The organism is Inquilinus limosus (assembly GCF_051487185.1).
Lineage (GTDB): Bacteria > Pseudomonadota > Alphaproteobacteria > DSM-16000 > Inquilinaceae > Inquilinus > Inquilinus limosus_F.
In genome coordinates this window covers 100,272-113,113 of sequence record NZ_JAHVDK010000017.1, presented here as the reverse complement: position 1 = coordinate 113,113, position 12,842 = coordinate 100,272, and the positions used below count along the sequence as shown (strand labels likewise).

The 12,842-nt window shown below is 69.2% G+C and carries 12 protein-coding genes; 2 read left to right on the top strand and 10 right to left on the bottom strand.

What is annotated here, in order from left to right; translation table 11 throughout:
• Positions 1-5 precede the first annotated feature (5 nt).
• Entirely contained in the window at positions 6-1,595 is a 1,590-nt protein-coding gene (locus tag KXR53_RS20040; protein ID WP_437377032.1) for an ABC transporter substrate-binding protein, read from the bottom strand.
• 232 nt (positions 1,596-1,827) lie between these two features.
• On the opposite strand from KXR53_RS20040, the gene KXR53_RS20035 reads away from it, so the two are divergent.
• Positions 1,828-2,274: a hypothetical protein gene (locus KXR53_RS20035; RefSeq protein ID WP_437377031.1), complete on the top strand. Its 447-nt coding sequence runs from the start codon at positions 1,828-1,830 to the stop codon at positions 2,272-2,274.
• Here the strand turns inward: KXR53_RS20035 and KXR53_RS20030 are convergent.
• Together KXR53_RS20030 and KXR53_RS20025 are read right to left on the bottom strand one after the other, a co-directional pair.
• Positions 2,271-2,936, bottom strand: a complete 666-nt coding sequence (locus tag KXR53_RS20030) for a hypothetical protein (RefSeq protein ID WP_437377030.1) — start codon at positions 2,934-2,936, stop codon at positions 2,271-2,273. The genes KXR53_RS20035 and KXR53_RS20030 overlap by 4 nt on opposite strands.
• Before the next feature lie 8 nt (positions 2,937-2,944).
• Complete coding sequence (locus KXR53_RS20025; protein ID WP_437377029.1) at positions 2,945-5,191, bottom strand: ATP-dependent helicase; 2,247 nt, start codon at positions 5,189-5,191, stop codon at positions 2,945-2,947.
• 104 nt (positions 5,192-5,295) lie between these two features.
• Here KXR53_RS20025 and KXR53_RS20020 point away from each other — a divergent pair, with 104 nt between their 5' ends.
• The gene (locus tag KXR53_RS20020) at positions 5,296-5,778 is read left to right on the top strand and encodes an N-acetyltransferase family protein (protein ID WP_437377028.1); all 483 of its coding nucleotides are present in this window, start codon (positions 5,296-5,298) and stop codon (positions 5,776-5,778) included.
• A gap of 15 nt (positions 5,779-5,793) precedes the next feature.
• On the opposite strand, the gene KXR53_RS20015 is transcribed toward KXR53_RS20020, so the two are convergent.
• From KXR53_RS20015 to KXR53_RS19985, 7 genes are all read right to left on the bottom strand, one after another.
• Positions 5,794-6,312 (bottom strand): hypothetical protein, encoded by a 519-nt coding sequence (locus KXR53_RS20015; protein ID WP_437377027.1) that lies wholly within the window; start codon positions 6,310-6,312, stop codon positions 5,794-5,796.
• 33 nt (positions 6,313-6,345) lie between these two features.
• Positions 6,346-6,867, bottom strand: a complete 522-nt coding sequence (locus tag KXR53_RS20010) for a pentapeptide repeat-containing protein (protein WP_437377026.1) — start codon at positions 6,865-6,867, stop codon at positions 6,346-6,348.
• Positions 6,868-6,914: 47 nt separating this feature from the next.
• Positions 6,915-7,847, bottom strand: coding sequence for a DMT family transporter (locus KXR53_RS20005; protein ID WP_437377025.1), 933 nt, complete (start codon positions 7,845-7,847; stop codon positions 6,915-6,917).
• A gap of 160 nt (positions 7,848-8,007) precedes the next feature.
• Positions 8,008-8,934 (bottom strand): ABC transporter substrate-binding protein, encoded by a 927-nt coding sequence (locus KXR53_RS20000; protein ID WP_437377024.1) that lies wholly within the window; start codon positions 8,932-8,934, stop codon positions 8,008-8,010.
• Positions 8,935-9,003: 69 nt separating this feature from the next.
• Complete coding sequence (locus tag KXR53_RS19995; RefSeq protein ID WP_437377023.1) at positions 9,004-10,005, bottom strand: ABC transporter permease subunit; 1,002 nt, start codon at positions 10,003-10,005, stop codon at positions 9,004-9,006.
• Between the two features lie 13 nt (positions 10,006-10,018).
• Positions 10,019-11,581 (bottom strand): sugar ABC transporter ATP-binding protein, encoded by a 1,563-nt coding sequence (locus KXR53_RS19990; RefSeq protein ID WP_437377022.1) that lies wholly within the window; start codon positions 11,579-11,581, stop codon positions 10,019-10,021.
• Complete coding sequence (locus KXR53_RS19985; protein ID WP_437377021.1) at positions 11,562-12,821, bottom strand: ROK family protein; 1,260 nt, start codon at positions 12,819-12,821, stop codon at positions 11,562-11,564. The genes KXR53_RS19990 and KXR53_RS19985 overlap by 20 nt, the downstream gene beginning before the upstream one ends.
• Between the last annotated feature and the right edge of the window lie 21 nt (positions 12,822-12,842).

Sequence of the window (12,842 nt, the reverse complement as noted above, 5' to 3'; positions counted from 1 at the left end):
TCCGGCTAGTCGGCCTTGTCGATGTTCCAGAAATAGGGGACGGGGCCCTCCAGCACCCCGGTCAGCGCGGTCCGCCAGGCGGTCGGGACGCTGTACTGGCCGAGCGGCAGGTACATCACCTCGTCATAGACGTGCTTCTGCAGCTCCTCGGCGATCGCCTTCTGCTCGGCCGGGTCCTGGCTGCGGGCGAAACGGGCGCGCAGTTCCTCGGCCGCTGGGTCGGCCGGCCAGCCGAACCAGCCGCCCTTCGGCCCCTTGCCGTTCAAGGGGAAGCTGGACAGCGGGTCGGCCATGTCGAAGGTGACGAAGTTGGTAAAGAACAGGTTCCAGCCGCCCTCCTTCGGCGGCGCCTGGCTGGCGCGGCGGGTGACCAGCGTCTGCCAGTCCATCGCCTGCATGTCGACATTGAACCCGGCCTCGCGCAGCGACTGGGCCGCGACATTGGGCTGGATGCTGACGGTCGGGACATCGGTCGGCGCCATCAGCACCACCGGCGTGCCGTCATAGCCGGCCTCCTGCAGCAGCTGCTTCGCCTTGGCCATATCGGGCGTGACCGCCCCGGCCTCGCTCGCCAGGGTCGTGCCGCAGCCATAGATCGAGGCGCAGAGCTGGTAGTATTCCGGGTTGCCGGTCATCGCATCCATGAAGTCCTTCGGGGTCAGGGCATAGAGCGCCGCCTGGCGGATCTTCTTGTTGTCGAAGGGCGGATACAGGAAGTTCATCCGCCCGATGTTCTGGAAGCCCAGCTTGTTGGCGATGCGGACCGCGATCTCGTCATTGCCCTCGAACAGCGGCAGCAGGTCGACCGGCACCTGCTCGTAGAAGTCGATCTCGCCGGTCAAGAGGGCGTTGGCCGCGGTCTGCTGGTCGCTCATCGCCACCCATTCAACGCGGTCGACCTTCACGACCTTGCCGCCCGCCGCCCAGCTCGCCGGCTCGGTGCGCGGCACATAGTCCTCGAACTTGGCGTAGACCGCCTTGACCCCGGGCTGGAACTCCTCGGTGACGAAGCGGAAGGGGCCGGAGCCGGTGTAGTCGGTGATCGGCTGGTCGGCCGGCGTCTCGGCGACCCGCTTCGGCATCATGAAGGGCACGATCGAGCTGGGCTTGCCCAGGGCCTGCAGCACCAGGCCGTAGGGTTCCTTCAGGGTCAGGACGATGGTGCGGTCGTCCTTCGCCTCCAGCGACGCGGTCTTCTCCATCAGCAGCTGGCCCAGCGTGTCGCGCTGGCCCCAGCGACGCAGCGAGGCGACGCAGTCCGCCGCCGTCACCGGCTGGCCATCATGCCATTTCAGTCCGTCGCGCAAGGTGAAGGTGTAGGTCAGGCGGTCGTCGGAGACGGTCCAGTCCGCCATCTGCGGCTTGATCTCGTAATGCTCGTCCATGGCGACGAGCGTGTCGTAGATCATGTAGCCATGGTCGCGGGTGATGTAGGCGGTGGTGATGATCGGGTCCAGCACCCGCAGCGCCGAATGCAGCACCGCCGTGATCGTCTTGCCCTCGGCCAGGGCGGGCGCCAGGGGCGCGGCAATCGCCGCAAGCGAAAGCGCCGTGCAGCGGGCCAGTTTCCACAGGCCAGCCAAGGAGAAGTTCATGCCGAAGCCTCCACATTTATTTTAATTTAGCGGATTTCTTCCGCTTCCTGCCGCCGAATTCTGATTCCGCGGGGAAGTCCCTATTGCCGGACGAATGATGGGAAGGGAGTTCGGACGAAGTCAACAGCTTTCGGAGTCACCGCGCGGTGCGCGTGCGGCACCATCCGAAGCATCCCCGGGTTTCCGCCGCCGCGACGGCATCTAGATTCATCCGAGACTGGCGAGACGCTCGATGAAGGCGCTGCAGTTCCTGGCTGTCGTGCTGACCGCCCTGGCGCTGGTTCCGGGTGGCGCGCACCTGCTGGCTATGCCGAATAAGCTCGAAATGGATGCGGCTGCCTATTTCACGGCCCAGGCGACCTATCGCGGCTGGTCGCTGCTCGGCATCGTTCTCATCGCAGCGCTGGCGGCGGATATCGCCCTGGCGATCGGGGCACGCCGGCAGCCCGGGCCGTTCCGGCTTGCCTTGATCGGTACCCTGTGCCTGGCCGCCACGCTCGTGGTGTTCTTCTTCTGGACCTATCCCGCCAACCAGGCGACGGCGAACTGGACCGCGGTCCCTCGCGACTGGGTGGAGCTGCGGCTGCGATGGGAATACTCCCACGTAGCCAACGCGATCCTGACCTTCATCGCCCTGTGCCTGATCACGCTGTCCACGCTGCGCTGGCGGTCCGGTTAGGGCGTTCCGCTCTTCAGCACCAGCGGCGACAGGTCGGTGATCTTGTCCTTCAGCGCCGCCGCCAGCTCGGCCGGGCAGGGGGTGCCGACGCTGGGCAGGTTGCACACACGAAGGTCGTCGATATCGGCGCCGCCCTCGGCGATCTGGGCGGAGGAGAGGGGGATATGCGCCTTGTCATAGGCGGCCAGCGGCCAGATCCGGCGGGCGACATAGATCGCCTCGCGGCCGACGGCGATGTGCAGCAGCTGCATCTCGCCCTGGCCGTCGCTCTTGCGCCGCGTGCAGCCGAGCGCGGTGCGCACGGTGCCGGCCGGGTCGGCCCGGACCTGGCCTTCGACCACCTCGTCGCAGTCCGGTTTCAGGGCCTCGATGCTCTCGCGGATGAAATCGGCCGGGTCGCTGCCGCCCAGCCCGCCGATGCGGGTCACGGTGATGCTGCCATCGCCGGCTCTGGCCGGGTCGGCGGGGCGCCACTCGACCACGGTGGTGCTGCCCTCGATGCCGGCGAAGCTGCGGCTCCACCCGGGCGGCACGGTCAGGGCCAGGATCTCGCCGTTGCCGCCGGGCACGATCAGCGTGCTGCCCGTCCCCGCCGCGGCCGCGCCGGACGCCGCCAGCGCGGCGAGCAGCGCCAGCGCCGCGCCTCGAACCATCATCCTCATGCTGCTGCCTATCCTGCCTCGGCGGCGGGGACGACGAAGCTGTCCATCACCCGCTTCTCGCCGGAATGGTCGAAGGCGATGGTCAGCTTGTCGCTGTCGACGCTGCGGACCTCGCCATAGCCGAACTTCTGATGGAACACCCGGTCGCCGATGTTGAAGGCGCGCGCCGGGCGCGGCCGCTCCCGCACCTCGTAACCGCTGCCCTCGATCGTCACCGGGGCGCGGCGCATGAAGCCGGTCTGGGCCGGTGCCGTCCACAGCCGGGTCGGCGCCGCCTCGACGAAACGGTCGCCGCCGAAGCCGGTGTCCGAGGTGACCTCAACATGCGCATCCGGCAGCTCGCCGATGAAGCGCGAAGGCAGGGCCGTCTGCCACTGGCCGTGGATGCGGCGGTTGGCGGCGGCGGAGACATAGGCGCGGCGCTTCGCCCGGGTCAGCCCGACATAGGCCAGGCGCCGTTCCTCCTCCAGCGCCGCGATGCCGCCATCGTCGAGGGCGCGCTGGTTCGGGAACACCCCTTCCTCCCAGCCGGGCAGGAAGACATGGGCGAATTCCAGGCCCTTGGCCGCGTGCAGGGTCATCAGCGTCACCTGCTCGCCGGCCTGGCCGGCTTCGTTCTCCATCACCAGGCTGACATGCTCGAGGAATGCCTGGAGGGTCTCGAATTCGCCCATGGCATTGATCAGTTCCTTCAGGTTGTCGAGCCGGCCGGCGGCCTCCGGCGACTTGTCGGCCTGCCACATGGCGGTGTAGCCGCTCTCGTCCAGCACGGTCTGGGCCAGCTCGACATGCGAGCCGGTTTCCATCTGGGCCCGCCAGCGCTCGAAATCGGCCATCAGGGCGCGCAGGGCGCCGCGCGGCTTCGGCTTCAGCTCGTCGGTCTCGATCAGCCTGAGCGTCGCCTCGGTCAGCGCCACGCCCTGGGCGCGGGCGACCTTGTTGAGGAGCTGGATGGTGGCGTCGCCCAGGCCGCGCTTCGGCACGTTGACGATGCGCTCGAAGGCCAGGTCGTCGTCCGGCTGCGCCACGACGCGCAGATAGGCGATGGCGTCGCGGATCTCCTGCCGCTCGTAGAAGCGGGGGCCGCCGACCACGCGGTAGGGCAGGCCGAGGGTCAGGAACCGCTCCTCGAACTCGCGCATCTGGAAGCCGGCGCGGACCAGCACCGCGACCTCGTTCAGCGACACCTTCTGCTGCTGCAGCCGCTCGATCTCGTCGCCGACCCAGCGCGCCTCCTCCTCGCCGTCCCAGACGCTGCGGACGACGACGGAATCGCCGCCCTCGGCCTCGGTGAACAGGGTCTTGCCCAGGCGGCCCTGGTTGTGCGCGATCAGCCCGCCGGCCGCGCCGAGGATATGGCTGGTAGAGCGGTAGTTCTGCTCCAGCCGGATCACGGCGGCGCCGGGGAAGTCCTGCTCGAAGCGCAGGATGTTGCCGATCTCGGCGCCGCGCCAGGAATAGATCGACTGGTCGTCATCGCCGACGCAGCACAGGTTGCGGTGCTTCTGGGCCAGGAGGCGCAGCCAGAGATACTGCGAGACGTTGGTGTCCTGGTACTCGTCGACCAGGATGTAGCGGAAGCGGTCCTGGTACTCGGCCAGGATCTCCGCATGCTCCTGGAAGATGGTCAGGTTGTGCAGCAGCAGGTCGCCGAAGTCGCAGGCGTTGAGCGTCCGCAGCCGCTCCTGATAGGCGATGTAGAGCTGCAGCATGCGGCCCTGTGCGACCTCGCCGGCATCGGCCGGCTTCAGCTTGGCCGGGGTCAGGCCGCGATCCTTCCAGCGCTCGATCACGCCCAGCAGCACCCGCGCCGGCCAGCGCTTCGAATCGATGCCGTCGGCCTCGATCAGCTGCTTGATCAGCCGGATCTGGTCGTCGGTGTCGAGGATCGAGAAGTTGGAACGCAGGCCGACCAGCTCGGCATGCCGGCGCAGGATGCGGGCGGCCAGCGCATGGAAGGTGCCCATCCACCAGCCCTCGGTCGGGGTGCCGAGCAGCTGGGAGACGCGCTCGCGCATCTCGCGGGCGGCGCGGTTGGTGAAGGTGACGGTCAGCACCTGGCTCGGCCAGGCCCGGCGGGTCGACAAGAGATGCGCCAGCCGCGTGGTCAGCACTCGGGTCTTGCCGGTGCCGGCCCCGGCCAGCACCAGCACCGGGCCGTCCAGCGTCTCGACCGCCTGGCGCTGCGCGGGGTTCAGATTCTGCAGATACGGCGGCTCGAAGCCGGCCGGCATGTTCCGGGAAAGTTCGACCATCCGCTGTCTATAGCATGCCCGGGCCGCGTCGGAACCTTCGGCGTCCGGTTGACGCAGTCGAAGCACATGTCGAGGATCGCCGCGACCCATCTTGAGAGCCCGCCATGACCGACCTCGTGATCCGCCCCGCCGAGCCCCGCGACGCCAAGGAGATCCTGGCGATGATCACCGAGCTGGCGGTGTTCGAGAAGGAACCCGACGCCGTGCTGGCGACCGAGGCCGACCTGCTGCGCGATGGCTGGGGGCCGAATCCGAAGTTCGAGGCGCTGATCGCCGAGCGTGGCGGCCAAGTGCTGGGCTTCGCCCTGTTCTTCCCCAGCTACTCGACCTGGGAGGGGCGGGAAGGGATCTATCTCGAGGATCTCTATGTCCGCGACACGGCGCGCGGACTCGGCGTCGGCCGGGCGCTGATCGCCCGGATCGCCAAGCTGGTGGTGGAGCGCGGCGGCAAGCGGCTCGACCTCTCGGTCCTGACCTGGAACCCGGCGCGGGAGGTCTACGAGCGGCTCGGCTTCGAGCACAAGTCGGACTGGACCGGCTATCGCCTCAGCGGCGAGAAGCTGGTGGCGCTGGCGGAAGCGGGCTGAACCGTCCTGCCGGGACTACCGGCTCCTCTGCCTGAAGTATTCCAGGATGATGCAGAGGACCATCGGCACCAGGTTGATCGCGACGATCGTCCCGGCCAGGCCGGTGTCGAGATAGAGGCCGAGCGACAGAGCCCCGCCGAACGGGTCCAGGCCGATGCCGTAGGACGGCGTGATCGACATCGCCGTGCTGCCGGCGACCAGCGTCACCGGAAGCCGCGCGATCATGTGGAAATGATAAGCGAAGCCGGCGGTGTAAAGGATCGGGATCTGGCCGGCCTGGACCAGCAGCGACAGGGAATAGCCGAGGGCACGGCGCCTCCACAGCAGGGCGCCGGCGACGATGCAGAGCAGCATCATCAGGGTGGCGGCCAGGATCACCAGCCCCTGCGTCAGCGAGGGGATCGATCCGCCGTCGCGATAGAGCCGCGAGCCGATCTCCGTCAGTCCGGCGAGACCGCCGAGGATCTGGATGGCCGCGATGATCCGGTCGAGGGGAAGGACGAAGCGCCGTGGGGTGCGGTCGGTGCTGGTCATCGGTTCACTCTTCGGAGGCCGCGGCCCGCCGGGCTATTCGCACAGCCCGATCGAGCCCTCGGCGCAGATCTTGACGCCGTCGGTCCAGGTGGCGCCGGACAGGTCGGCGTCGCGGAACACGGTACCGCGCAGCTCGGCCCCCGTCAGATTGGCGCCGCGCAGCTTGGCGCCGACGAAGCGGGCGTTGCGCAAGTCGCTCTTGCTCAGATCCGCGCCGGTCAGGTCGGCATCGGTGAAATCGGTGTTGGTCAGGCGGGCGGAATCCAGCTTGGCGCCTTGCAGGGTGGTCCGGATGAACTTGGCGCCATAGGCCTCGGCGCCGGTCAGGATTGCCCCGTCCATCGTGGCGCGGGTCAGGCTGACGTCGCGGAGCTGGGCGCCGGTCAGGTCGACGCGGCTCAAGAGGCGCCCGTCCTGCAGGCAGCGCCGCCAGTTCACCTCCGGCGCCGCGGCGTCGGTGCAGCCGGCCACCGCCGCCGTGGCCGGGCCGAGCAGCAGGGCGATGGAGAGAAGGATGGCCCGGGCGACTCGGGAACCGAAGGATGCGACCGACATGGCCGGACAGTCTCCGATTCCTACGACTCAGCGCAAGCGCGTGAGAGTCACATGGATTTGCCGACCGGGCGGACGATCCGGCGCTGCCGCTCGCGGAAGGCGATGAACAGGCTGGAGCCGACGATCACGGCGGTGCCGACCAGCTCGATCGGCGTCGGGAACTCACCCCACATCAGGAGACCGAGGCCGAGGGCGAAGACCAGCGAGGCGTAGTCGAAGGGCGCGATCACCGAGGCCGGGGCCAGCTGGTAAGCCTTGGTCATCAGGATCTGGGCGACGCCGCCCAGCACCCCGACCGCGATCAGGATCGGCACGTCGACCAGGTCCGGCCAGACGCCGACGAAGGGCAGGGAGGCGGCGCCGACGATAGCACCCGACAGGGTGAAGTAGAAGACGATGGTGACGTTCGATTCGGTGTCCGCCATCTTGCGGATCGAGACCATGGCGAAGGCGGTGGCCAGCGCCCCGCCCAGTGCGACCAGGGCACCGAGCGAGACGCCCGTGGTCGGGCTCGGATGCACCACCAGCAGCACGCCGATGAAGCCGATCACCACCGCGCTCCAGCGGTAGATCCGCACTGTCTCGCCGAGCAGCGGGATGGCCAGCAGGGTGATGAACATCGGCGCGGCGTAACCCAGCGCCGTCGCCGTCGCCAGCGGCAGCATGCCGAGCGCGGTGAAGCCGCAGAACATCGAGACGAGGCCGGAGCCCGAGCGGCGCAGATGGCCGCCCAGCCGCTCGGTGCGCAGCACCCGCCAGCCGCCGAGGCGGTGCACCAGCCACAGCACTGGGATCATGGCGAAGAAGCTGCGGACGAAGACGATCTGCCCGACCGGGTACTGGTCGCCGAGCTGCTTGATCAGCGCCGACATGCAGGTGAACAGGGCGGCCGAGGCCAGCTTGTAGCCGATGGCGGGCAGGATGGAGGCCGGAGCCGCTTCGTTCGCGGACCCTTTCGGTTCGGCCTGGGAGATCGTCATCGGAAACGGGGCCCGTTGCGGCTCGGTCGTTCCCCAAGACTTACGCCGGACGAATCGCCAGGGCCATGGACGATCGCGCCGGGTCTGCCATGCACGGCGTCGTCGGAAAGGATGCGCAGGTTGGGCTCGCGGTCCGCGAACCCAACCTGCGCCGCCGGGCTTACTCCCCGGTCCAGCCCTTGTAATCCTTGACGTTGTCGCGGGTGACGAGCGTCGAGGGGATCAGGGTCGGGTCCTGCGCCGGCTTCTGGCCGTTGAGCAGGCCGACGCCCTCCTGCACCGCCTTGCGGGCCATGAAGAACGGGTCCTGGGCCGATGAGGCCTCGATCAGGGTGTTGCCCTTGAGCGCGGCGACGATGTCGGGCGCGCCGTCGACCGAGGTGATGACGATGCCGGTGCGGCCCAACTGCTTGGCCGCCAGGTCGGCGCCGATCGCGGTCGGGTCGTTGATGGCGAAGACACCGTCGATCTTCTCGAACCGGGTCAGCAGGCTCTGCATCACCGCCAGGCCGCCGTCACGCGAGCCCTTGGCGTCCTGGTCGGCCGACAGGATCTTCAGGTCCGGCAGCTTGTCCCAGACATTGTGGCAGCCCTTGACCCGGTCGACCACGGCCGAGACTTGCGGGCCGTTGATGATGACGACGTTGCCCTTGTTGCCGAGCTTGTCGGCGATGTACTTGCAGGCGATCTCGCCGGCCTGGACGTTGTCGGTCGTCACCGTCGCGTCGGCGCCCTCGGCCGCGGTGTCGACCGCGACCACGGTGATGCCGGCGGCCTGCGCCTTCTTGATCGCCGGCCCGATCGCCTTCGGGTCGCCCGGGTTGAGGAGGATCATGTCGACGCCGGCGGCGATGAAGTTGTCGATCTGGGTGAACTGCTTGCCGAGATCGTAGTCGTAGCCGACGGCCTGGACCTCGACATCGGGATTGGTCTTCTTCGCCTCGAATTCGGCGCCCTTGGCCAGGGCGACGAAGAACGGGTTGCCCATCGAGCCGAGCGAGACGCCGATCTTCTTGAGATCCTTGGCCTCGGCGGCGCCGACCGAAAGCGCCAGCGCGACGCCGGCGAGCAGGACATGTTTCAGCACGTGGATCCTCCCCTGGCCTGGATGATGGAGCCGGCGGAACGACCAGAGATCCCGCCGGCCCGGGAAACCTCAGGTTCGGGCCGATCCCTGCAGCCGCAGGCGGTCGAGCGCGACGGCGCCGATGATGATCAGGCCCTTGATGATGTACTGCCAGACGTCGGGCACGCCGATCAGGATCAGCCCGTTCGACAGCACCGCGATGATCAGCGCGCCGACCAGCGTGCCCCAGATCGAGCCGATGCCGCCGACGAAGGAGGTGCCGCCCAGGATCACCGCGGCGATGGCGTCGAGCTCGTAGCTGACGCCGAGCTGGGTGCCGTTGGCGGCGTAGAGCCGGGCGGCCGACATCACCCCGCCGAGGCCGGCGAGCAGGCCGGAGACGCCGTAGACGAACAGCAGCACGCGCCAGACCTTGATGCCCGACAGCCTGGCCGCGTCCGGGTTGCCGCCGACCGAGTAGATGTGCACGCCCAGCACCGTCCGCCGCAGCACCAGCCAGGACAGGACGATCACCAGGAAGGCGATGATCACCAGCCAGGGCACGCCGAGGAGGGTGCCGTTGCCGATGAAGTCGAAGGGCAGGGACGGGTTGAACACGGTGGTGTCGTCGCCCAAGAGCCGGGCGATGCCGCGTACCGCGGTCAGCGAGCCGAGGGTGACAATGAAGGGCGGCAGCCGCAGGAAGGCGATCAGCACCCCGTTCGCCAGGCCGAAGCCGAGGCCGCAGATCAGGCCGAGGGGAATGCCGAGCATGCCTGCGTCGGGGATCAGCGACCCCAGCACCGCGACCATGGCGGCCGCCGCCAGGATCGAGCCGACCGACAGGTCGATGCCGCCGGTCAGGATGACGAAGGTCATGCCGGCGGCCAGGACGGTGTTGATCGCGGCCTGCTGCATCACGATCGACAGGTTCTGCCAGGAGGCGAAGCGTCCCCCCTCGCTCATGAAGTAGAAGGCGACGCACAGCAGGATCAGCACCGGCAGCATGCCAAGGGTGCGGATCAGGCCCTGGATCATCAGCCGGCGTTCGGCGTCGCGGTTGACGGCGGAGGTGGCGGCGTTGTCGACCATGGTTGACGATCCCTTACTGGACGGTGGCGGCGGGGGCGGAGATGCCGGTGGCGAGGGCCATGATCGCCTCCTGGGTCAAGGGGCGGCCGGAGGCGCCGCCGGCCTCGCCCTCGATCCGGCCCTCGCGCATCACCAGGGCGCGGTCGGCGACGCCGATCACCTCCGGCAGCTCCGAGGAGATGACGATGACGCCGATCCCGGCCTTCGCCAGCCCGTCGATGATGCGGTAGATCTCCGACTTTGCGCCGATGTCGACGCCGCGCGTCGGCTCGTCGAGGATCAGGATGCGCGGCTTGGTCTCCAAGAGGCGCGACAGCAGCACCTTCTGCTGGTTGCCGCCGGACAGGGCGCCGACCGTGACCTCGGGGTTGGCCACCCGGATCTTCAGCGCGGCGATGGCGTCGCGGGCCCGGACCTTGGCACGGGCGCGGTCGAGCATGCCGCCGGCGCGGGCGTCGGTGCCGCAGACCACGAGGTTGATGTTGTCCTGCACCGACATGTCGAGGAACAGGCCCTGGCCCTTGCGGTCCTCGGTCAGATAGGCGATGCCGGCGGCGATGGCGTCGCCCGGCCCGTGGATCTGCAGCGGCTTGCCGTCGAGGCTGACCTCGCCGGCGATCTTCGGCTCGGCGCCGAAGATCAGCCGCGCCAGCTCGGTCCGGCCGGAACCGACGAGGCCGGCGATGCCCAGCACCTCGCCCTCGTGCAGATCGAAGCTGCAGCCGCGCACCCGGTTGCCGTCGGCGATGTCGCGGACCGAGAAGATCACACGGCCGCGGCTCTGATGCGCGTCATGCTCCTTCTTGTAGAACCCGGAGATGTCGCGCCCGACCATCATCTTGACCAGCGCCTCGGCGGACAGGCCGTCGCGGTCCAGCGTGCCGACATAGCTGCCGTCGCGCAGCACCGAGACTCGGTCGGACAGCTCGTAGATCTCGGACATCCGGTGGCTGATGTAGATGATCGCCAGCCCCTCGGCCCGCAGGCGGCGGATCAGCTCGAACAGCCGGTCGGTCTCGCGCGCCGACAGGGCCGTGGTCGGCTCGTCCATCACCAGGATGCGGGCCTGGGCATGGATGGCGCGGGCGATCTCGACCAGCTGGCGCTCGGCGATCGACAGGGTGCCGACCAGGGTGGTCGGGCGGAAGCTGGCGCCCAGACGCTTCAGCACGTCCTCGCAGCCGGCCAGCATCGCCTTGCGGTCGACGAAGGGGCCGGATTTCGGCTCGCGGCCGAGATAGATGTTCTCGGCCACGGTCAGATTCGGCGACAGGCTGAGCTCCTGGTAGATCACGGCGATGCCCAGGCGCTTCGCCGCCAGCGGCCCGTCGATCGCCACGTCCTTGCCGCCGAGGCGGATGGTGCCGCCGGGATCGGCCTGATAGGCGCCGGACAGCACCTTCATCAGGGTCGACTTGCCGGCGCCGTTCTCGCCCATCAGCGCGTGGATCTCGCCGGGATAGACGGTCAGGTCGACCCGGGTCAGCGCCCGCACGCCGGGGAAGGTCTTGGAGATGCCGCGCATCTCCAGGATCGGGGTGGGGGCTGTCGCGGCTTTAGTCTGCGGCTGCAGCATGGTCGCGCCATCCTCTCTCGTCGGCGCTGCGGGTCAGGATCGAGGCCCGCGGCGAGAAGCTGAAGAACATCGGCAGGCTGGCGGCGCCGATGGCGCCGGCGTCGCAGCCGAAGGAGCCGTGCAGCAGGCGCGGGGGCTGGCCGGCCTCCGGCACCGTCGCGGCCAGCCGCGCCTGCAGCCGGCCGATCAGGGCGTCGATCAGCCCGTCGTCGATATCGGCATCGATGATCACGCTGCGCACCTCGAGCAAAGCGGCGGCGGACCAGATGGCGTCGGTCAGGGCGTCGACGCAGTCCTCGATCCACTCCGCGACGGGCGGGCTGGCGGCGGCTATCGCGGCCTTGAGATCGGCGCGGCTGCCGCCGGGCAGGCCGCGGAAGTGCAGGTGGCGCGACAGCGCGTTCAGCGAGGCGCGGGTCAGCAGGATGTCGCGGCCGTCGGCAGCCGGCGGGGCCGAGGCCAGCCGGCCGGGTCCGACCGGCAGCAGCGCCACGTCGCCGGCATTGCCGGTCGGGCCGCGCAGGCAGTCGCCGCCCAGCACCACGCCGCCGCCGATCGCGGGGCCGATGAACAGGTAGAGGAAGTCGTCGATGCTGCGGCCGATGCCGTAGAACAGCTCGGCCACGGCGGCGGCGGTGCCGTCGTTCTCGCCGAAGACCGGCAGGCCGGTCGCCCCCCCCAGCATCGCCGCGAAATCGACCGTGTCCCAGGCGGCGAAATCGGCCGGCGGCAGGTCGAGCTGATGCAGCCAGGCGCCGAGATTGTAGGGCTGGGCCAGTCCGATGCCGGCCAGCTTTGGCCGGTCGGCGGGGGCCAGCACGGCCAGCAGCTCGGTCACGTCCTGCCGGGCGATGCGCAGCGCCTCGGCCGGGGCGGGCAGCAGCCCGTCATGGCTGCGGCGGGCGATCACGGCGCCGCCGAAATCGATCAGCACCGTTTCCATGCTGCGCCGGTCCAGCCGGACGCCGACGCCGTAGGCGCCCTTCGGGGCCAAGCGGTACAGGGTGGCGGGCTGGCCGCGGCCGCCATCGTGGCGCTTGCCGAGCGAGACGATCAACCCGTCGGCCTCGAGCTGCGCGATGATGCCGCCGATCGCGGTGTTGGTCAGATCCGCCAGCCGGGCCAGCTCGGCCTTCGACGCCTGGCCGGCGCGGCGCAGGGTCTGCAGCACCAGCCGCTCGTTGTAGCGGCGAAGCTGGACCGAATTCGTGCCGCGGCGGATGGCGGACGACCGTCGCACTTCCTTCCTCTCCTCCCGGGC